Origin of the sequence: Onishia niordana, assembly GCF_004798965.1 — a bacterium.
In the GTDB taxonomy this organism is placed as follows: Bacteria; Pseudomonadota; Gammaproteobacteria; order Pseudomonadales; family Halomonadaceae; genus Onishia; species Onishia niordana.
Genome location: NZ_SDSD01000004.1, coordinates 1 through 20,385, shown reverse-complemented (window position 1 = coordinate 20,385; position 20,385 = coordinate 1). Strand labels below are relative to the sequence as shown.

At 60.4% G+C, this 20,385-nt stretch carries 24 protein-coding genes; 8 read left to right on the top strand and 16 right to left on the bottom strand.

What is annotated here, in order from left to right:
- Positions 1–8: 8 nt before the first annotated feature.
- The 3 genes from ETC27_RS08980 to ETC27_RS08970 form a co-directional block, all read right to left on the bottom strand.
- Positions 9–449 carry a DUF411 domain-containing protein gene (locus ETC27_RS08980; RefSeq protein ID WP_035414165.1) on the bottom strand — a complete coding sequence of 147 codons (441 nt, stop codon included), beginning with the start codon at positions 447–449 and terminating at the stop codon, positions 9–11.
- 64 nt (positions 450–513) lie between these two features.
- Positions 514–1,209 carry an SCO family protein gene (locus tag ETC27_RS08975; RefSeq protein WP_224113378.1) on the bottom strand — a complete coding sequence of 232 codons (696 nt, stop codon included), beginning with the start codon at positions 1,207–1,209 and terminating at the stop codon, positions 514–516.
- 73 nt (positions 1,210–1,282) lie between these two features.
- Positions 1,283–1,528: a hypothetical protein gene (locus tag ETC27_RS08970; RefSeq protein ID WP_035414167.1), complete on the bottom strand. Its 246-nt coding sequence runs from the start codon at positions 1,526–1,528 to the stop codon at positions 1,283–1,285.
- Between the two features lie 257 nt (positions 1,529–1,785).
- Between ETC27_RS08970 and ETC27_RS08965 the strand changes: the two genes are divergently transcribed.
- Positions 1,786–2,217, top strand: coding sequence for a MerR family transcriptional regulator (locus ETC27_RS08965; RefSeq protein ID WP_136254666.1), 432 nt, complete (start codon positions 1,786–1,788; stop codon positions 2,215–2,217).
- On the opposite strand, the gene ETC27_RS08960 is transcribed toward ETC27_RS08965, so the two are convergent.
- The 10 genes from ETC27_RS08960 to ETC27_RS08920 form a co-directional block, all read right to left on the bottom strand.
- On the bottom strand, positions 2,211–2,942 hold the full coding sequence (locus ETC27_RS08960; protein ID WP_035414170.1) for a sulfite exporter TauE/SafE family protein: 732 nt from the start codon (positions 2,940–2,942) through the stop codon (positions 2,211–2,213). The two genes, ETC27_RS08965 and ETC27_RS08960, sit on opposite strands and share 7 nt — an antisense overlap.
- Positions 2,943–3,482 carry a protein-disulfide reductase DsbD domain-containing protein gene (locus tag ETC27_RS08955; protein WP_035414171.1) on the bottom strand — a complete coding sequence of 180 codons (540 nt, stop codon included), beginning with the start codon at positions 3,480–3,482 and terminating at the stop codon, positions 2,943–2,945.
- Positions 3,479–4,291 (bottom strand): prolipoprotein diacylglyceryl transferase, encoded by an 813-nt coding sequence (gene lgt / locus ETC27_RS08950; RefSeq protein WP_035414172.1) that lies wholly within the window; start codon positions 4,289–4,291, stop codon positions 3,479–3,481. The genes ETC27_RS08955 and lgt overlap by 4 nt, the downstream gene beginning before the upstream one ends.
- 68 nt (positions 4,292–4,359) lie before the next feature.
- A complete protein-coding gene (locus tag ETC27_RS08945; protein ID WP_035414173.1) occupies positions 4,360–4,887 on the bottom strand; it encodes a DsbE family thiol:disulfide interchange protein in 528 nt (175 codons plus the stop codon).
- A 33-nt stretch (positions 4,888–4,920) separates the two neighbouring features.
- Positions 4,921–5,598, bottom strand: coding sequence for a TVP38/TMEM64 family protein (locus ETC27_RS08940; RefSeq protein ID WP_035414174.1), 678 nt, complete (start codon positions 5,596–5,598; stop codon positions 4,921–4,923).
- Positions 5,599–5,655: 57 nt separating this feature from the next.
- Positions 5,656–6,486 (bottom strand): thiol:disulfide interchange protein DsbG, encoded by an 831-nt coding sequence (gene dsbG / locus ETC27_RS08935; RefSeq protein WP_136254665.1) that lies wholly within the window; start codon positions 6,484–6,486, stop codon positions 5,656–5,658.
- A gap of 63 nt (positions 6,487–6,549) precedes the next feature.
- Complete coding sequence (locus ETC27_RS17690; RefSeq protein ID WP_275886765.1) at positions 6,550–6,684, bottom strand: hypothetical protein; 135 nt, start codon at positions 6,682–6,684, stop codon at positions 6,550–6,552.
- Positions 6,685–6,710: 26 nt separating this feature from the next.
- Complete coding sequence (locus ETC27_RS08930) at positions 6,711–9,200, bottom strand: heavy metal translocating P-type ATPase (protein ID WP_136254664.1); 2,490 nt, start codon at positions 9,198–9,200, stop codon at positions 6,711–6,713.
- An 88-nt stretch (positions 9,201–9,288) separates the two neighbouring features.
- Positions 9,289–9,696 (bottom strand): heavy metal-responsive transcriptional regulator, encoded by a 408-nt coding sequence (locus tag ETC27_RS08925; protein WP_035414177.1) that lies wholly within the window; start codon positions 9,694–9,696, stop codon positions 9,289–9,291.
- An 82-nt stretch (positions 9,697–9,778) separates the two neighbouring features.
- Positions 9,779–10,411 (bottom strand): peroxiredoxin, encoded by a 633-nt coding sequence (locus ETC27_RS08920; RefSeq protein WP_035414178.1) that lies wholly within the window; start codon positions 10,409–10,411, stop codon positions 9,779–9,781.
- A 248-nt stretch (positions 10,412–10,659) separates the two neighbouring features.
- Here ETC27_RS08920 and ETC27_RS08915 point away from each other — a divergent pair, with 248 nt between their 5' ends.
- The 3 genes from ETC27_RS08915 to ETC27_RS08905 all read left to right on the top strand — a co-directional run bounded on the left by ETC27_RS08915 (position 10,660) and on the right by ETC27_RS08905 (position 13,846).
- Positions 10,660–11,382, top strand: a complete 723-nt coding sequence (locus ETC27_RS08915; RefSeq protein ID WP_136254663.1) for a cytochrome c biogenesis CcdA family protein — start codon at positions 10,660–10,662, stop codon at positions 11,380–11,382.
- A 159-nt stretch (positions 11,383–11,541) separates the two neighbouring features.
- Entirely contained in the window at positions 11,542–13,158 is a 1,617-nt protein-coding gene (locus ETC27_RS08910; RefSeq protein ID WP_136254662.1) for a multicopper oxidase family protein, read from the top strand.
- A 55-nt stretch (positions 13,159–13,213) separates the two neighbouring features.
- On the top strand, positions 13,214–13,846 hold the full coding sequence (locus ETC27_RS08905; RefSeq protein WP_240724862.1) for a class I SAM-dependent methyltransferase: 633 nt from the start codon (positions 13,214–13,216) through the stop codon (positions 13,844–13,846).
- Here the strand turns inward: ETC27_RS08905 and ETC27_RS08900 are convergent, their stop codons facing one another.
- Complete coding sequence (locus ETC27_RS08900) at positions 13,847–14,068, bottom strand: hypothetical protein (RefSeq protein ID WP_035414183.1); 222 nt, start codon at positions 14,066–14,068, stop codon at positions 13,847–13,849.
- A gap of 193 nt (positions 14,069–14,261) precedes the next feature.
- On the bottom strand, positions 14,262–15,158 hold the full coding sequence (locus ETC27_RS08895) for a cation efflux transmembrane domain-containing protein (RefSeq protein ID WP_136254661.1): 897 nt from the start codon (positions 15,156–15,158) through the stop codon (positions 14,262–14,264).
- Positions 15,159–15,255: 97 nt separating this feature from the next.
- On the opposite strand from ETC27_RS08895, the gene cadR reads away from it, so the two are divergent.
- A complete protein-coding gene (gene cadR, locus ETC27_RS08890) occupies positions 15,256–15,663 on the top strand; it encodes a Cd(II)/Pb(II)-responsive transcriptional regulator (RefSeq protein WP_035414187.1) in 408 nt (135 codons plus the stop codon).
- Between the two features lie 137 nt (positions 15,664–15,800).
- Here the strand turns inward: cadR and ETC27_RS08885 are convergent, their stop codons facing one another.
- On the bottom strand, positions 15,801–17,183 hold the full coding sequence (locus ETC27_RS08885; RefSeq protein ID WP_136254914.1) for a DegQ family serine endoprotease: 1,383 nt from the start codon (positions 17,181–17,183) through the stop codon (positions 15,801–15,803).
- A gap of 206 nt (positions 17,184–17,389) precedes the next feature.
- On the opposite strand from ETC27_RS08885, the gene ETC27_RS08880 reads away from it, so the two are divergent.
- The 3 genes from ETC27_RS08880 to ETC27_RS08870 all read left to right on the top strand — a co-directional run bounded on the left by ETC27_RS08880 (position 17,390) and on the right by ETC27_RS08870 (position 20,315).
- Complete coding sequence (locus ETC27_RS08880; RefSeq protein WP_136254660.1) at positions 17,390–18,304, top strand: cation diffusion facilitator family transporter; 915 nt, start codon at positions 17,390–17,392, stop codon at positions 18,302–18,304.
- 101 nt (positions 18,305–18,405) lie between these two features.
- The gene (locus ETC27_RS08875; protein WP_035414192.1) at positions 18,406–19,083 is read left to right on the top strand and encodes a DsbA family protein; all 678 of its coding nucleotides are present in this window, start codon (positions 18,406–18,408) and stop codon (positions 19,081–19,083) included.
- Positions 19,080–20,315, top strand: a complete 1,236-nt coding sequence (locus ETC27_RS08870; protein ID WP_136254659.1) for a M23 family metallopeptidase — start codon at positions 19,080–19,082, stop codon at positions 20,313–20,315. The genes ETC27_RS08875 and ETC27_RS08870 overlap by 4 nt, the downstream gene beginning before the upstream one ends.
- Positions 20,316–20,385 lie beyond the last annotated feature (70 nt).

Genomic DNA, 20,385 nt, shown 5'->3' with positions numbered 1-20,385 from the left:
GCTCACCTTCAGTGGGTGGCGTAAACTTCAGGGGTATCGGTCGGCTGAAAGGCCAGGGTGTAAACCTCCAGTGGGCCCTGTTTCTCGCCCGACATCCCCGGTGAGCCAAGTGGCATTCCGGGTACGCTCAGGCCTTTGATGAAAGGTTTCTCTTCGAGTACCTGGGTGACGCTTTCCACGGGTACGTGGCCCTCGAAGACATAGTTGTCGATGAGCGTGGTATGGCAACCCTGCAGTTTCTCGGAAACATCGTGTTCGGCTTTCATCTTCGCGAGATCGTGAGTATCGATTGTCTCCACTTCGAACCCGTTTCGTTCGAGATACTTGGCATATTCGGCGCAACAGCCACAGTTGGGGTTCTTGTAGAGGGTTGCCGACGTCTCGGCTGCCAACCCTGTCAGGGGGAAGGTCAATAGAGAAGCGATGGTCAGCGCTTTCCAGTGTTTCATACGCTAAGGCTCCATAGAGTTCACGAGAACGTTCGGCAGCGAGGCCGGCTATACTCTCGCGGCATTAATCGAAGGTGTTGACGACAGTATGGCGAATGCGAACCCACACACCGGTGGATAATGTCTCTGGTCCTTCTGCCAACACCTTTACATAGGAAACTAGGTGCTCCGGATCGAATTTGAGCCCATGAAAGCGGGCCCGTATCCGTCCTGATTGGTCGATGACATGAGTCACAACGCCATGCGCCTGGACGCCCTCGGCCACATCGTCGAATTTCAGACCGTAGGCTTCCGCGACCTGGCGTGTGGTGTCGACAAACTCATTTTCGCTTCGATAAAGAAACCGCCAGTTGGCGGGGTCCAGATCGAAATTTTCACCGTAGGCCCGCATGTTGTTGTGCGTGCCGGCAAAGTCCTCGCTGTCGGTAGCGATGGTGATAAATTCAACATCATCTCGTAGGCCGGTATCGTTGACTCGCTCTTGAACCTCGGCAATCAGGTTCATGTGCACCGGGCAGGCTTCCTGGCAGCGGGTGTAGATAAAATTGAGCACCACGACGCGACCTTCCAGGTCGGAAGATGCCACGATGTTGCCCTCAACACCGGCCAGGGAAAAAGTCGGGGCCGGCTGGTCGACAAACTGGGCGTAGCGTTCCCGCTCTTGCAACTCTGCCTCGGCATCTTCAAGGGAATGAGCAAAGGACGAAGCACTTGCCACCAGCCAGAGAATGGCTAATGGAGCATAGATGCATTTACGCAAATGCTGTTCTCCCCTCGCTCCACTAAAATGTAAATGGCTGCTCCTCTGCGGAGCAGCCCCTGGCGATCTCACGTCAGGCGTTACTGTCGGTTTCATGACCCTGTTGCATTTTATCCATCATGGCATTGCATTTTTCCATCATGGTATTCATGTCACTCATCATCCCCATCATGCCACCTTCTTGCATCATGTCCCCATGCATGCCCTTGCCCTCCATTGGCTCCTGCTGCGGATCTTCCTGTGCAAGGAGCGAGCCGGTCCCGAAGGCACTGGTGGCGATGATAGCGACAGTCAGGACTGCAGTGTGACGTTTCCGCATGACACTCTCCTCGATCTTCTTGGGACTCACCTTTCCACCAGCAAGGCTGATGGCACGGCTTGGCTTTGATTTCCACCCTGCAGCAGCGCTGCTTCTTGGAAAGGTATCCTTGAAGCCTACTTCAAGGTCAAGCCCTTATTTTTTGGCGTTTCCGCGTCATGCGGGCGGCCACCCATTGAGCGCTATAACCAGGCCTTGACCTTTGGGCGGCCTCACGGTTGTAGGCTGACTGAAACTGAGTAGGTAAGGAAAAGGCAATGCGAGTCACTGAACTGGCTCGGGCTGGTGGGGTCACTGCGGAAACGGTACGTCACTACACACGTGAGGGGTTGTTACGACCGCAACGGGACCCGCGCAACGGCTATCAACTCTATGACGAGGAGGCACTGGGTCGCCTGCGCCTCATTGATTGCCTTCGCTCGTTGGGAGTCGGCCTCCCAGACATCAAGCAGATATTGACCTGGGCGGACCAAGACAGCCCTCCGGTTGTTGATAGGCACACGCCGCTGGCTGAACAAGGGCGCCACATTTGCATGAGGATTCAAGAACTTCAGGCGATAGCGCGATGGCTGGATAGCATCGGCCACGATGATGGTCCCGAGGCCCCTAGCCTGAAGCAACTGATCGAATCGCTGGGATCGGAGCAACCGGCCATCGTCACGGATGGTCCGCGCATTGGCCATCAGTGATGCGACGGCGCCATGCTGGCCATATCGTCCATGCCGGTCATGGAGTGCAGATGCCAGAGTTGCCAGACGGCAAACGCTATGATCAGCAACGCCGCCAGCGTGCGGGTCGCTGGATGGCGAATCCATAGCGAGACGCGGCGGGCTGCCATACCGGTCGCCAGGACGACGGGCAGGGTGCCGAGCCCGAAGGCCCCCATCATCTTCGCGGCGCGTAGCGGCTCGGCCACGGCCAGACTCCAGGCCAGCATTGAATAGATCAGCCCGCAGGGCATCCAGCCCCAGATCGAGCCCAGCGCGAAGGCCTGGGGCACCTTCACGACGGGCATCAAGCCTCGACCAAGCGGTTCGATACGCCGCCACAGCGAGCGACCCAGGGCTTCGACACGTAGCAACCCCTTCCACCAGTTGGCGATATACAGCGCCATCAGAATCAGCATGACCGCCGCCAGGATACGCAGCACCAGGGCGATGCCGTCCAGGGCATGGTTGAGCACGGAACCGAGCAGCGCCACCAGGGCACCGGCGAGCATGTAGCTGGTGATGCGGCCCAGGTTGTAGCCGAGCAGGAGGCCCGCCAGGCGGCTCGGCTGCCGCATGCTGGGGGGCACGGCAAAGGTCAGGGCACTCATGATCCCGCCACACATGCCGATGCAGTGCGCCCCTCCGAGCAGGCCGAAGACGAAAGCCGCCGCCAATGGCGGTAGGCTCAGGCCGGTGGGATCCATTCAAGGCGCTCTATTTTCGCTATCCCCAGTACCACGAGGAGGAGAATCGAAGGCTGCCGGAGGCGACCCGTGAAGCGCGTCGAGCTCGACCTGCTCGGGTGGATAGCAAAGTCCCCGATCGGAGCAGCCCTGAAAGGTCACCGTGATGGCCAGCGGCCCGGTAGCGGCATCGCTCGCCTCGATGGGCGCACTAAATACCACCTGGTCATAGAACACCTCGATCTCCCCCAGAGACGCGTGCACCATGGGTTCGCCGGGGGGAATTGCCAGCTCACCGAAGCTGACGTCCGCGTCGCGGCTGTCCAGGGCGAATTGGTGGAGATGGAGGTAATAGTCCTCGGCATTGAGGAAGCCGACATAGAGCCGTTCATCGTCTCGCCAGGCGCTAGCCCGGAAGGCTTCATCGGCCGGCAGGAATTCCCGTTGAGCCGAGTTACTGAAGGTGGAGCCTTTGCCACCGCCCACGGGAAACTCTCCACGGGCCGCTACGGGTGTAGCGACGAACAGCAGCACCAGTAGAAAAGCGAAGGCCGTGTTCATGAGGTCGCCGCCGCCTTCGCCCTATCCACTGGCTGACGCCTCGACCAGATGACCAGGGCCAGCCCCGCAATGAGCATCGGTAAGGTCAACAGTTGCCCCATGGTCAGCCAGCCGAAGGCGATGAACCCCAGTTGGGGGTCGGGCAGGCGCACGAACTCCACGCCGAAGCGGAAGGTGCCATAAAGCACCAGGAACAACCCCGAGATGAGCCCTCGCTGGCGCGGTCGGCGCGACAACCACCACAGCACGGCAAACAGTACTACCCCTTCCAGGGCGAACTCGTAGAGCGCTGAAGGGTGGCGCGGCTCCGGCCCCAGCCCCATCATGGGAGGGAAGACCATCGCCCAAGGGATATCGCTGACCCTTCCCGGCAACTCGTGATTGATGAAGTTGCCGAGGCGCCCGGCACCCAGGCCGATCGGCACTAGCGGGGCGATGAAATCGGTCAACTGAAAGAAGGCCAGGCGGTGCTTGCGGGCAAACAGCCATGCCGCGAGCAACACACCGGCCAGGCCGCCATGAAAGCTCATGCCGCCGTCCCAGATTCTGAAGAGCCACAGTGGGTTGGCCAGCAGTTGCTCGAGCCCGTAGAACAGCGCATAGCCCAGACGACCACCGAGGATGATCCCCATGGCACCGTAAAAGATCAGATCGCCGATATCATCGTGATTCAGGTCCAGGCGGTGGGCACGACGACGCCCCAGCCACCAGGCGGCGACCAGCCCGACTACGTACATCAGGCCGTACCAGTGAATCTGTACTGGCCCCAGAGAAATGGCCACGGGATCAATCTGAGGATATTGCAGCATAAGCCTTCCTTATCTGACCGTTACCGGCCGCGTTATCAATAAAAGTAACTTTCAGCACGCTCGATGACTCATTGCTGCCATTTTTCTATCTCCTGAATAACTTTCTCAACATCCTCGGGAGTGATATAGCCCGTATGCTTATAGCGGATAATGCCCTCGGTATCGACGAGGAAAGTCTCTGGCACACCATAGACACCTAGCTCGAACCCAAGATCGCCATCCGGATCAAAAATATTGACTTCGAAAGGTCGTCCAAAATGGTCAAGAAACTCCAGCCCCTTGGCACGGGTGTCCTTGTAGTTGATGCCAATCAAGCGCACACCACGTTCGGCCAGTGTCAGCAACTGGGGCATCTCTTCCTTACAGGTTGGACACCACTCCGCCCAGACATTGACCAGCGTGACCTCACCCTTGAGGAGGGACTCGTCAACACGGCGTGAGGGGGCTTCCAGAGTTGTCAGGGTAAAGGGTGGGAAATGCTTGGCCAGTAGAGCCGAATCGCGAGCGAAAGGATTCATTTCCAAACCACGATAGAGGAAGAACCCCAGTCCCAGGAAAACCAACAGAGGAATAAGCAGTAACAGTCGCCGTTTCACGTATGCGTCTCACAGGATGTCAGCTGTCATGGTTCATGTATTCCGAGCCCAGACGAGTTTTGCCAGGATCGGCAGGAGCGTGATGCCACTGATCAGAATCAACGCGACCGCGAGGCCGTGGGAGTCGGTAGCTATGAGTATCTCCCCGAACATGACGATCAAGTACGCCGTCGGAAGTACGCCAGCCAGCGTGGCAATCAAGAAACGCCAGAAGGCCAGCGGTGTCAGGCCTGCCGCGTAGCTGACGGCATCAAACGAAATGAATGGCACCAATCGCGATGCGAATACGACGAGCATCAACCCCGTCTGAGAGCGTTCTCTGCCCAGCCAGTCGAGGATGGGGCGAGTACGCGACCAGCGATGGATCACCTCATAGCCGAGCAGGCGAGCGATGCCGAAAGCGAGCAACGCGCCGGCCTCGGCACCGATGACCACATACGCCGTCCCCCATAGAGGGCCGTAGATCGCACCGGCCACCATGGCTATCGGCCCACTGGGTATCGGGCTCATGACAATGGCCGCTATCATCATGGCGATAATGGTCAATGGCCCCCAGACCCCCAACTGGCCAACCCACTCACGCAGGACCTGCTTATTGGTGAGCGTCGATAAGGCACCGGTCTCCATCAGGATCCAATAGAGGATCACCAAGCCAATCAGCACAGAAGCTCCCAATATGAGCCTGTGTTTTACACCGAGCGTGCTTGCCATACTCATCTCAGTTGTGTGAGATGACATCTCATGTCACCCCTGTGCCGTTATGGCGCGTCATTCGACACCCAATATGTCGCGAAGCCGGTCGGTCGACACCGCACCATTGATGCGCTGCACATTACCTTCATCATCGCGGTAATAGCTGGTCGGCGTTCCCGTGGCGCCGGCCTCTCGCATGAGCTGGGCATGCCGCCTAAGAAGCGCTCGACTCTCCTCCGACGGCACCACCGGACTGATGCCGCCATTGCGGAAGTTCAATTCATGGGTTTCGAGGGCTTTGGTTGGGGCATTCGACTCAAGGATCGCGGCCGCCTTGCGGAGACTGCCCTCTGACAGAACGCCGACCAGCACATGACGAAGCTGAAGTTCACCTTGATCGATTAGAGGTCGTGAGCTCTTCCACAGTGCATTGCAGTAGGGACAATTGGGGTCGGTCAGCGTATACACGATATGTGATGCATCATCATCCCCTTCCGGAATGAAGCGAGTGTCCTCGAACGCGCTCCAGGTAGCTTCCAGCATCGGTTCCAGCACCAGAGCTTGAAGCTGGTTTTCCATTACAGCGTTGCCCTGAGGATCAATTAAGGTACCGATGATAGCGTGGTCGGAAGTGGAGGGAATATAAGCCGCCACGGGCTCATTATCATAGGACAAGGCATAACCTTGTATATCGTCCGGGGCATTAAAGGTTCCATGGAATTTGAGTCCTTGATCCAATAATGTCGTAATCGATGCGGGCAGGGGAGCTCCAGTATCGGCTGCACTAATGGCCTGGTGGCCTTCAAGCGAATCGTCCCCCGTTTCCTTCGCCAGAGCGGGGAGCGTAATGAGACCGAACAGCCCTACAATAACAAGGCAATAAGTGGAATAGATGATTTTCTTCATGAACGGTCTCTTTGTCGCTCTCTGATCAACCCCGGAATCGTGCCTGCTTGTAGCGATTGGCTGTCAGCTATCACGCTTCTTTCCGAAGAACAGATACTTGGCGAGCGCGGCGACGCCAAACACCAGCGCGATAATCAGCAGGATGGAAATGAGCCCCATCCCTGCCATCCCCCACGTGCATGCTTCGCTTCCCATCATCTTGGTCTCCTATTAAATTTTGCTACTCAGACTTGGCGGGCCCGAACCGCCTGAGGCTCACCGCCCGTCACCGGCGAAGCGTCATCGATATCCGGCGTGAAGCGGCGTAGCCGCAACGAGTTGGTCAACACGAAGACGCTGGAGACGCTCATGGCGGCTGCCGCCAGCATGGGGCTGAGCAATACGCCGATGAACGGATAGAGTACGCCCGCTGCCACGGGGATCAGCGCCACGTTGTAGCCATAGGCCCAGACGAAATTCCCGATGATGGTCCGGTGGGTACGCTTGGAGAGCGCCACGGCATTGACGATGCCCCTCAGGTCGCCACGCATCAGCACCACATCGCCGGCCTCGATGGCGATATCCGTCCCGGTGCCGATGGCGATGCCCACGTCGGCTTGTGCCAACGCCGGTGCATCGTTGATGCCGTCGCCCACGAAGGCGACCTTACCGCCCTCGGCCTGTAGTCGCTTGATCTCGTCCGCCTTCTGGTCAGGCAGCACCTCGGCGAGTACGCGCTGAATGCCGACCTGTCGGGCGATCGCGTCGGCGGTGGCGCGGTTGTCGCCGGTGAGCATCGCCACTTCCAGCCCCAGCGCCTTGAGTGCTGAAATGGCTTCGGCCGAGCCCTCCTTGAGCGGATCGGCCACCGCGATGACCGCCGCAAGCCGACCGTCCACCGCGGCATAGAGGGGGCTCTTGGCGTCTTCGGCGAGCGCCTTGGCGCGCTCTTCCGCCTTGCCGAGCCCAATCCCGAGCCGGTTCATGTAGCGATCGGCCCCCACGTGAAGCCGGTGACCGGCGACGTCAGCCTCGATGCCGTAGCCCGGCTCGGCGCTGAAATGGCTGACGGCCGGCAGCTCGAGTCCACGTGCTCGGGCGCCGCGCACGATGGCCTCGGCAATGGGGTGTTCGCTCTGCGCTTCCACCGCCGCGACCAGGCGAAGCACCTCGTTCTCGTGCCCCTCGATCACCTCGAAATCGGTCAGCTCGGGGCGACCCTGAGTCAGGGTGCCGGTCTTGTCGAGCACGACGGTATCCATCTTGGCCAACGTCTCAAGCGCCGCGCCCTTGCGAAACAACACTCCTATCTCGGCCCCTTTGCCGGTACTGACCATGATCGCGGTCGGGGTGGCTAGGCCCATCGCGCAGGGGCAGGCGATCAGCAGCACGCTCACCGTGGTAACGAAGGCGAAGGACAGCGCCGGGGCCGGCCCGACGGCGAACCACACACCGAAGGTGATCAGGGCGATGACGATCACCGCGGGCACGAACACCCCGGCGATCTTGTCGGCCAACTGCTGGATCGGGGGTTTCTCGGCCTGGGCCGCTTCCACCATCTTGACGATTTGCGACAGCACGGTGTCGGCACCGACCCGCGTGGCGCGGAAGGTAAGCGCGCCGTTCTTGTTGATGGTGCCGCCGACGACTTCGGCATCCTGCTGCTTGGCAACCGGTACCGGTTCGCCACTGATCATCGACTCGTCGACGAAGGAATGGCCTTCTTCAACGATGCCATCCACCGGGATACGCTCGCCCGGGCGGGCCAGGATGCGATCGCCGGGCACGACGGCCTCGATCGGCACCTCGACCGCTTCGCCATCGCGGATGACGCGGGCGGTTTTTGCCTGCAACTGCAGGAGCTTCTTGATCGCCTCGGAGGTACGGCCTTTGGCGATGTGCTCGAAGTAGCGTCCCAACAGGATCAGCGTCACGATCACCGCCGCCGCCTCGAAGTAGCTCACGGCGGTATCAGCCGGGAAAAAGCCGGGTACCAGCAGAGCGGCGACCGAATAGAAGTAGGCGGCGCTCGAGCCGATCATGACCAGACTGTTCATGCCCGGGTTGAGATGCCGGAGTTCGGCATAGCCACCGCGATAGAAGCGTGCCCCAGCATAGAACTGCACGGGCGTGGTCAGCAGCCACTCGACGCCCATCCAGCCGCGATGCGGCATCATGCTCGCCAAGAGCGTATCAAAGGCGGGAATCACTTTTCCCATGGCGATGATGACCACCGGGATGGTGAGCACTGCCGCGAGCATGACCCGGTGGCGAAGCCGTCGTCCCTCGCGATCCTCGTCGTCCGCCTGCTGCTGCGACTCGGTTTCCTGCGGTTCATAGCCCGCCTCGCGGATGGCATGCTGAATGCGTGCCAGCGATACGGTCCCCGGCAGGAAACGGACGAAGGCCTTCTGGGTCGCCAGATTGACACTCGCCTCCACCATGCCGGGCAGCTTGCCGAGCGCTCGTTCTATCCGCGAGACGCAGGATCCGCAGCTCATGCCGGTGACGGGAATCTCGAGGCTCTCCACCACCGGCTGATAGCCCGCCGTTTCGATGGCGCCGAGCAGGCTGGCCGTCGTGGAACCTCCCTCCATCTGGATCGCCGCCTTCTGCGTGGCCATGTTCACCTGAGCGTGAATCACGCCCGGCTGCTGGCCGAGGGCCCGCTCCACCCGTCCGACGCAGGACGCACAGGACATACCCCGAATCTCGATATCGACGTTTTCCGTCATTACTGTGGTCTCCTGGCTTGGTTACCTGCCGGCCCGGCGTGCGCGCTTCGGGACGCCGGCGTTACACTTCCAGCGGCGACGACGTCGCTCATTCGGCCTTCTCGGCGATGGCCTCGACGATGGGGCAGCCTTCCTGCATCGGCCCTTCGCCCGCACATTCCTCAAGGGTTTGGGACAGCACGGCCTCAATCCGCGAGAGATGCTTGATCTGCTCGCGAATCTTGTGCAGCTTCTCGTCGGCGATGCGCTTTGCCTGTGCCCGGTCGCCGTTGGCATCCTGGAGAATCAGCAGCTCACGGATCTCGTCGAGCGTGAAGCCCCACTGCTTGGCATGAACGATGAATTGCAGCCTGGCCACGGCATCCAGGGGATAACGCCGATAATTGGCTTCCGTCCGTTGGGGGGCGGGCATGAGCTTCTCTTTCTCGTAATATCGGATCGCTTGGCTGGCGATCCCACTACGTTCGGCAAGCTCACCGATACTGAGGGTTTGCATGGCTTCACCTCTCACACTGTGGATCGGAGCTTCCGGCTGCCCGACTGGGCCGGGCAGCCTGAGTCACGAGCCGTGACTTCGATTAGTCCGGTTGACGCACGACCCGCAGATAGGGCGTCTTGGCATCCCAGCCGTCGGGGAAGTGTTGTCTGGCGTCGTCATCCGTGAGCGATGGCAAGATGATGACATCGTCACCGTTTTGCCAGTCGACGGGCGTGGCCACCTTGTGCTTGTCGGTTAGCTGAAGCGAGTCGATGACCCGCAGGATCTCGTCGACGTTGCGCCCGGTGCTGGGCGGGTAGGTCAAGGTCAGGCGGATTTTCTTGTCGGAATCGATAATGAAGACGGTACGCACCGTCACCTTGGGGTCGGCTTTCGGATGGATCATTCCATACAACTGAGCCACCACCTGGTCCGCGTCCGCCAGTAGGGGATAGTTCAGGGCCGCACCTTGGGTCTGCTCGATATCCCTCGCCCAGTCGTGGTGAGAAGCGAGGGGGTCGACCGATACCCCCACCAACTTGACGCCACGCGCGGCGAACTCGTCCTTACGCCTGGCAAACGCGCCCAGTTCCGTGGTACAGACTGGCGTATAATCGGCGGGGTGCGAGAACAGTACGGCCCAGTCCTTGCCCAGCCACTGATGAAAGCCAAGCGTGCCTTCGGTGGATTCGACCGTGAAATCGGGAGCTATCTCCCCTAGCTGTAGGGTCATCTCGCTATCCTTATCTATGGCAAGTGTCGGATGATGCACTACACACGATAACCTTGAAGTCAACTTTAAGGTCAAGGGCTTTCGAGGAAAGGAGTATATCCCTTTGCGTTATATCGAAAGGCATTTATCCATGGTTGACCTTGCAGTAGATGTAACCTTTAGAATCATCCGCCGAACCAAATGCGAAGCCGGCGGCTGGCCCCAGGCTGCCTCGCGCCTAGCACCTTACCCCCAGGAAGCGTAACGCCTTGGAATCTCTCTCTTCTATCGGTCTGATCGGTGCCTTCGCCGGCGGGTTGGTCTCCTTCTTCTCGCCCTGCACGCTCCCGCTGCTACCGGCCTACCTGTCGGTGGTCACGGGCGGTAGTGCCGACAAGGCCGACAGGCGGCTGGAGGCATTGATCCTCAGTGCCTTCTTCGTCTTCGGCTTCAGCATCGTGTTCATCCTGTTGGGACTCGGCGCCAGTGGTATCGGCCAGCTGATGCGGGGGTATCGCCAGGAATTCAACTGGGTCGCCGGCTCGGCGGTGATCGTGCTGGGCCTGTTCATGACCGGTGTGTTCCGGTTGTCGTTTTTCCAGCGCACTCTGCAGTTCACACCGAATGTCCAGGGTGGCTCCCCCCTGTCGGCGACGGTATTCGGGGTCTCCTTCGCCATCGGCTGGACGCCCTGCATCGGCCCCATCCTGGGCGCCATCCTGATGGCCACCTCCAGTGCCGCCAGTGCCCAGGCCGGCATGCTTTATCTCAGCGCCTATTCGGCGGGCCTGGCGCTGCCCTTTCTCGCCAGCACCCTGCTGATCAATCGATTCGCCCTGCATCGACAACGTCTGGGGAGGTGGAGCGCCTATGCTCGCCCGGTCGCCGGCACGATCGTCATCCTCATGGGCATTGCCATCGTCTCGGGTACCATGACGCGGCTTTCCAGCATCATGGTCGATCTCTTCCCGGCCCTGGCGACACTGGGGTAACCACTCACAGCGCTATCCAACAAGACATCCGGTAATCGCCATGGTTGACACGATATTGACGCATGAGCCACTCATCACGCGCCTTCGTTCAACGGGGAATTCATCATGGGGAGAGCACTCATTTTTGGCCCACCGGCCATCGTGAAAAGGAGGGACATCATGAACAAGGTCGACCTGCAACGACGTAGCGTATTGCGCCGCCTCGGCGGTGTGGCGGCGCTGTCGGCTTTGGCGGGAAGTGGGGTGTGGGTCGGGGGCTTCCGCTCCAGTGCGCTGGCGGCGCCCGCGTCAACGGCCACGGCAGGGTCTTTCGACGTCGGCTTGCGGTTGCGCGCCCATCCCGATGAAGTCTCCATCTTGCCCGGTGCGCCGAGCGACGTCTGGCGCTACACGGCCGAGCGAATCGTCGGGCCTGAAGATACCCTGACGCCGGTGGGTGAGAGCTATGCCGGCCCGCTAATCCGCCTGCGCCGCGGCCAGCGCGTGCATGTGCGCATCGACAACGAGCTCCCCGAAGACACCACCGTGCACTGGCATGGCCTGCACGTGCCATCGGACGTGGATGGTCAGCCGCGCCTGCCGATCGCGCCGGCGACGAGCACGACGGTCGCCTTCGATGTCGTGGATCGCGCCGGTCTGTACTGGTACCACCCCCATCCTCACGGCCCCGACGGTGGCCGGGTCGGCTTTCAGAGTTACGCCGGCCTTGCCGGTCCACTGATCATCAACGACGCCGCCGAGCGTGCCTTGGGGCTCCCCGATGGAGAACGGGAACTGGTCCTCATCCTGCAGGATCGCACCTTTAGCAATGGCAATGAGCTTCAGTACATCGGCGGTGGCGGCATGGGGGCGATGATGACCCGCATGCGGGGCTTTCGGGGAGAACAGGTGCTGGTGAACGGCCACCCGGACGCGCGACGCGAGGTGTCCACACAGCCTTACCGATTGCGTCTGCTCAATGGCTCCAACTCACGCATCTACAAGCTGGCCTGGAGCGATGGTCGGATGGTGACCGTCATCGGCACCGACGGTGGCCTGCTCGCCAAGCCCGAGCAACGTCGCTCGGTCACACTGGCGCCGGCCCAACGGATCGATCTGTGGGTCGACTTTGGCGACACCGAACCTGGAGAGTCCGTACAGCTCGTGAGCGAGGAGTACCAACTCGGCATGATGGGCGGTGGTGACATGATGGACCGAGGGATGATGGGCCAAGGAATGATGGGCGACCGGATGGACGGCATGATGGATCGGGGCATGATGCGCGACATGATGGGAAGCGAGCGGCTCCCGCTGGTCACCTTCGCCGTCGTCGCACGGGCGAACGATGCGGGAACCCTGCCGGAACGTCTGGCTCAGGACCTGCCGGCCTCCCCGGTTCAGGCCGATACGCCAGTACGCCGCTTCGAGCTGAGCATGCGCATGATGCAGGGGTTCACGATCAATGGCCGGCAGATGGAGGGCGCGACGGTGGCGGATGACGAGATGGTCCGGTTGGGGGAGACGGAGATCTGGGAGTTCGTCAACAACACCATGATGCCGCACCCTATGCACGTTCATGGACTGCAATTCCAGATTCACGAGCGAGTGGGTGGAAGGACGGACCTGCACGATGGGATCATCGACGCGGGATTGCATGACACGGTGTTGGTGTTCCCGGAAGAACGGGTGCGCATCGCCCTGACCTTCAAGGACTTCGAGGGGTTCTACATGTACCACTGCCACAACATGGAGCATGAGGATGCCGGCATGATGCGCTACTACAAGGTGGTGGCATAACGAACTGGCCTTGTTTCGATCACACCGTATTTCGACCGCCTGGCAACCACATGGGATGAGGATACAGATGTCCTTCTACGAGAATAGTGTTCTGCCGCATCTCCTCCACTTGGCGTGCGGTAACAAGGCGATCGATCAGCAGCGGGCGGCCGTGGTGCCGCATGCCCGGGGTCGAGTCCTGGAAGTGGGTATGGGGTCCGGGCTCAACCTTCCCCACTACGCTCCGCACCGGGTCGAATTGGTATGGGGGCTCGAGCCCGCCGAAGGCATGCGCCGCAAGGCCCGCCGCAATGTTGCCAGCGCACCGTTTGAGGTGCGCTGGCTGGACCTGCCGGGCGAGGAGGTCCCTCTCGACGACAACAGTGTCGATACCGTGGTGCTCACCTACACCCTGTGCACGATTCCGGACTGGCACCGGGCGTTGGAGCAGATGCGTCGCGTGCTCAAGCCGGGTGGCCAACTGCTGTTCTGCGAACACGGCACGGCGCCCGACGAAGCCGTACGCCAGTGGCAGCGCCGTATCAATCCCCTGTGGCGCAGAGTGGCGGGGGGCTGCCATCTCAACCGCGACATACCCGAGCTTATCGGGCACGCAGGCTTCGGTATCCAGCGGATGGAGACGGGCTATCTTTCGAAGGTCCCGAGGTTTGCCGGTTTCAATTTCTGGGGGGCTGCTGTTCCCCGCTGATCAAGCCCTCGTGTAATGAGGCGATTCCCCGAACAACTGGCCATCCACTTCGATGGCGGTGCCATCCACGAACACTGGCACATAACTCAGGGTCTTGACCTGATAGTCCAGGATCGGCGGCGCCAAGTGCCTTGCCCAGTAGCGAGCGATGCTCTGGAGCGCGTCGAGGTGGGCCGTCCCCATGCGTACCAGGTATTTGCCGAGGCGGCGTCCCGCCGGCACGGTCTCGATGCCCAGCAGCTTCGCCGTGACCGGATCCTGACGTAAGGCGTCCAGATCGGACGCGCGCCATTGCCCGTGGCGAGGGAGGCCACCAGGCTCCAGAGTGTCTCCGCATCACTGGCGCCGTGCTTGAAGTGATTTTGCTAGGTGAACTGGCTCAGCAGACCACTGAATAGCTACTAATGGACATTATTTAACCCTTGAGCGCCAGAATGCGCCTGGCACCGTTAAGCACAATGACCCCCGCGATGGTGCCGATAATCAGATCCGGATAATTGGTTCCGGTCCACGCGACCAAGGCGCCGGCGGTGATGACCCCCAGATTGATCACCACGTCGTTGGCCGAGAATATCCAACTTGCCTTCATGTGCGCCCCGCCCTCTCGATGTTTGGATATCAGCAGCAGACAACTGGTATTGGCAATCAATGCGACGAATGCAATCGCCATCATCATCAGCGATTCAGGCTCGCTACCGAATACAAAGCGCCTGACCACCTCTGCGAGTACGCCAACCGCCAGAATCAGTTGGAGCACACCTGCAAGATGCGCGGCACGCACCTGCATTTTTACGCTATGCCCAACCGCATACAGGGCGAGCCCGTACACGGCCGCATCGGCAAAATTGTCCAGGGATTCTCCAATCAGGCCGGTGGAGTGCGCGATCAGGCCGGCCGTCATTTCCACCACGAACAGGACCGCATTGATACCGAGCAACCAACGCAGGGTGCCGGACTCCTGCGCGGCAGAGGCCGACGTGTCACCGACCGCCTTGATCGACTCAGGATCGGCAGCGGCCGTTTCCTGAAGCGAGGCTCCTAGCCCCAAGGTTGTCAGTTTTGCGGTGATGGGCTCGACCTCGCCGTCATGCACGACCTCTAATCGGCGGTTCGACAAGTCGAAGGACAGCACCCGAATCTCCTCAAAGCCGTTCAGGGCCAGGCGAATCATTCGCTCTTCCGATGGACAGTCCATCTTCGGCACGGCATAAACGCTGACCCATTTCCCCGATGCTTCGGAGGAGCGACGCATATCGGTATCCGCTATGGGCGTCGCATCGCCGCCACAGGGGGGTCCACAGGTTTTGCTCATGATACGACTCCACTTGAATATTATCGGGCTATCATTTAAAACCATATAGTCACTATAAGGTCAACAGAGCGGAGAGAATCCGTTGAGGAGGAGCTTGGTGCGTATTGGTCAGTTGGCAGAGTTGGTAGGGGTCGATACACAGACGATCCGCTTCTATGAACGACAGGGCCTGTTACCGTCGCCTGATCGGCAGGAGAACGGTTACCGTGTCTATACCGAGGAACATGGTGAGCGGCTGGCTTTCATTTGTCGCTGCAGAATCCTGGACCTGTCGCTAGCAGAGATTCACGAGCTACAGAGGTATCAGGACGACCCTCACCAACCTTGTGCCGCCGTGAACGCTTTGCTCGATGATCACATCTCTCACGTGCGCTCGCAGATAACCGCTCTACAGGCGCTTGAGAAACAACTCGTTTCACTGAGAGCGAGTTGCAACGATGGCCGGGAAGTTGAGGCGTGTGGGGTTCTTGCTGGAATTAGCGAGGGAAGCATGCACCAACAGTAGGTTGACGCATCAACCATTAAATCCGGATACCCTCCCCAGCCGTGCATTAGAATGTACGAGAGTCTGAAGAAACGCCCCAGCGATCCTGTTCGCCAGGGCGCCGCTGTGCTGATGTATTGAACGCTACTCAGTCGCGGTTAGTCACCATTGCCCACTCGCAGGGCCACGAAGTAGGTGCGGCCTTCGCGGTTGAGCAGAACAGGCACCGCTTGATCATCTGGCAGGCGGGTCAGCATCTCCTTCAGCTGTTCCGGACTCTCTACCGGCTGCTGGCCCAGTCTGACCAGCACATCGCCGGGGCGAATGCCGGCGGCAGCGGCATGTCCGGCGGGGGCCACCTTGACGATGCGCACCCCGTGATCGATGCCAAGCCGACGCTTCTCCATGTCGTTCAACGGCTGAACCGCGATGCCCAGTCGAACCGGGTCGCCATCGGATTGACCGGGGCCGGCATCCGGCCACTCGCCAACTTCCACCGTGATGGTCTCCTGCTGACCATCGCGCAACACGGAGAGATCGACGTCTTCGCCGGGGGCCGTCTCACCGATCAGGCGCGGCAGCGTGGTGGAGTGGTCCACTTCCTGGCCGTTCACCTCAAGGATGACATCACCGGCCTTGAGGCCGCCTTCTGTCCCAGGGCTGCCGGGCTCGACCTGGGCAATCAAGGCACCCTCGGCCTGCTCCATGCCGAAGGACTCCGCCAGGTCCTTGGATACCGGCTGGATGCTGACGCCCAGCCAGCCGCGGCTCACGTACCCCTCTTCACGGAGCTGGTTGGCCACATCCAGTGCCACATCAATGGGAATGGCGAAGGAGAGGCCCATGTAGCCTCCACTACGGGTCAGGATCTGGGAATTAATGCCCACGACCTCACCGTCGAGGTTAAACAGTGGTCCGCCCGAGTTGCCCGGGTTGATCGCCACATCGGTCTGGATGAAGGGAACGTAGACGTCTTGGGGCAGGGTGCGGTTGATGGCACTGATGATCCCGGACGTCACCGAGTGGTCGAAGCCGAAGGGTGAGCCTATGGCGGCGACCCACTGGCCGACCTGGAGGTTGTCGGAGTTGCCCAGTTGCAGGGTGGGTAGGTTATCCGCCTCGACCTTGAGGACCGCCACATCGGTCTTCTCGTCGGCCCCCACCAGCTCGGCCGAGAGTTCGCGACGGTCGTTGAGGCGCACCAGAATCTTGTCGGCCTCCTTGACCACGTGCGCGTTGGTCATGATGTAGCCGTCTTCATCGAAGATGAAGCCCGACCCCAGTGACCGACGCGGCTCTTCATTGCGATTGGGCGCACCGCCAGGTGGCATCGGGAAGCGGTCGTCGAAGAAGTCACGGAAGATCTCCGGCACCTCCTGCCCCCCAAATTGCCGTGAGGACGTCATGGACCTCTCGACCTTGCGGGAGGTGGAGATGTTGACCACGGCCGGCGCGGCCTCGTCGACCAGTTCCGTGAAGTCCGGCAGCTGTGGCTCGGCGAGGGCTGGCGTTGCCACCATCAGCAGTAAAGCTAAGCTCATCAGCCAGGCGTGCGAGTAAGGCTTGGGTATCACAATGGGCTCCTTCCGGGGGCATGGAACATGGTAGCCAACTTGGTACAGCGCCCACTATGCAAAGTTCCGTACTCCTAACCCCGGCTCGGCCTTCAACAGAGTTCGGGCTTGAAGCTTGAGTTGCTATAGGTTTTATACTGCTGGGTCATCAGGTGACACCACAAGGATGACGCATGGGACATCATCACGATCATCCCCATCTTGCCCCCACCTCTGGTGACCGTCGGGTGAGTATCGCCATCTGGGCCAACGGGATATTGACCCTTGCCCAGATCGTTGGGGGCATTCTGGCGGGAAGCCTCTCGCTGATCGCGGATGCGCTGCATAATTTTTCCGACATGGCTGCGCTTGTCATTGCGTTTGCTGCCCGCAAGATCGCGAGACGACCGCCCGACTCACAGATGACGTTTGGCTATGGCCGAATCGAGGTTGTCGCAGCGCTGATCAACTACACCACCCTCATTATCGTTGGCATTTATCTAATTTATGAAGGCGCCATGCGCATGATCGACCCGCCAGAGATTAAGGGCTGGATAGTCGTAATCATCGGTATTGTCGCTCTTCTTGTCGATGCGCTAACGGCCTTGCTCACCTGGTCGATGCAAAAACATAGCGTCAATATCCGCGCCCTCTTCCTGCACAACCTGTCGGATGCCTTTGCGTCCATCGCCGTGATCATCGGGGGCTCACTGATTCTGCTGTATGACATGCGCTGGGTAGACCCCGCGATTACGATCGGTATTGCACTCTATATTCTCTATCTTGCCTTTACGGAGATAGGTACCCCTATCCGGACACTGATGCTGGGCTCGCCACCCGATGTCGATGGTCAATCCGTCATTGATCTCCTGCGCAGCGTCGAAGGGGTTGAGGATGTGCATCATGTTCACCTATGGCAAATGCAGGAGAATACCGCCGCGCTTGACTGCCACGTGGTGACGACGGAAGCCGGCTGGCAGCAGCTCGAGGCGATCAAGGCGGATATCAAAGCTCAGCTGAAAGCGCGCTTTGGCATTGGCCACTCCAGCTTGGAATTCGAGCATATTGATCATGCACATCAGGATGCCAACCTTTATGGGCATGGATAACACGCCACTATTCGCCGACTTAGGCACCCAACAGCGGCTGAGCTCCACTCAGCAGCATCCTGAGCTTTTTTAAACCTAACTCTTTGAAATTGAGAGAAAAAATGTACAAAAAAGCGACGTTTATCCTGGCCGGAGCGTTGATGCTGACGGCCATCATCGTGATCGTGTCGAGGCCCTCGTTGTTGGGCATGGGCGCCGAGACGGCGAGCCGAGAGGGTGCACAGGCCGAGAATTCGCTGGTGCGCGCACACTCGCCGGTCCTAGGATCGGAAGAGGCACCGGTGACGGTCGTGGAGTTCTTCGACCCGGCCTGTGAGGCCTGCCGTGCCTTCTATCCGCTGACCAAGCGCATCCTGGAAGCCTACCCCGAGAAGGTGCGGTTGGTGGTGCGCTACACGCCCTTCCACGGAGACGTATCCGAAACCGCCATTCGCGTGCTGGAAGTCGCCAGGCGCCAGGACGTATTCCAGCCGGTGCTGGAGGCGTTGCTGGCTCGGCAGAGCCAGTGGGCGGCTCATGGCAGTGTCGATGAGGAAGCGATCATGGAGATCGCCAGCGAGGCCGGACTGGACAGAACCGTAGCCGAAGAGCAGCTCAATTCACCAGAGGTACAGGCGGTCTTCGACCAGGACAAGGCTGACGTCGAGGCCAACCAGATCAGCAAGACGCCGACCTTCTTCGTCAATGGCGAGCTGTTGGACCCCTTCGGCATGCAGGAGCTGGTCGACGCCGTTAACCGTGAGGTAGCCGAGGTCTCCGGCGAAGAGGATGCATCATGACACGACGCTGGTTGCTAGTGGGACTGATGGTCCTTAGCCCCGTGTTGGCCGAAGCCCGTTGGCAAGAGCGTGCCGGATTATCACTGGCCAAGCCGGCACCGGCCAGGGCACAAGCTATCGCGAAGGTGGGTCGCGTCGCCCAAGAGCTCACCGTGGCACCAGGGGATACCCTGGACGCACTGCTGCAGCAGCTTGGTGTGGATGCCGAGCTGCGCGCCCAAGCGGCGACCTCGCTGGCGAACAGGTTCGACCCAAGACGATTGCGGCCCGGAGATCGTATCACTTTCACCTCTCTGGCGACGGGACAGCCGGTGTCGGTGGCCATCGAGCGTGACTCGGGTATTCAGTACGTGGTCACGCTGGGTGAGCGTCCGTCGACGCGCATTGTCCAGCCTCGCCTCGACACCCTGACCCTGGGTCGTGAAGTAGATGTCAAGACGTCACTCTATGCCGCCTTGGAGGCTGAGGAGATACCCAGGCGTTTCGCAGCAGAGCTTGACATGCTGCTGGGCGGACTCATGGACACACGCCGGGATATCTCGGGTGGCGAGCGTCTGCAGTTACTGTGGGAAGAAGATCGCCGTGAGGATGGCACTCGAGTCGGGCCTCCCCGTCTGACCTATATGGGGTTGGCTGACCAGGCGGAGCGGCTGGAGATGGTATGGCCGGCGGACCAGAGAGCCAGCGTGATGCTCTTTAAGGACGGTAGCCTCCAAGACACCTTGCAGTTCCCGATTTTCGGCGCACGCCTGACATCCCCCTTCGGCAACCGGCGCCATCCCGTGTACGGCGGGGTCCGACGTCATGACGGTATCGATCTTGCCGCGCCTCGCGGCACCCCGGTCATGGCGACGGCGCCGGGGCGCGTCTCCTTCATCGGTCGCCGGGGAGGTTATGGACGTGTTGTCGAGGTAGAACATGATACGGACACCATCAGTCGCTATACGCATCTCAACCGATTCGCCGCCAGCCTGGCGGTCGGGGACTCTATCAAGGCCGGCGACAAACTGGGTGAGGTAGGGGCCTCCGGACTCGCCACGGGGCCCAACCTGCACTACGAAGTGAGGGTGGATGACCGCCCCGTGGATCCCCTCGAGGAAGGGCAGCGCCTCATTCTGAGTGAGTCACCCACACGCCAGGAGTATCGCAGCGCACTGTTCGAGGCTCGGACACGTCTGCAAAAAGCCATCGGAACGTCCGCTGCTTCCGATCTGGCCGCATTGGAGAACTGACAAGCCTTTAGGTGGACTTGCTGTGAAACACGCCTCGGTGGGCACAATGTACCTAGCGTCGCGTGACGCT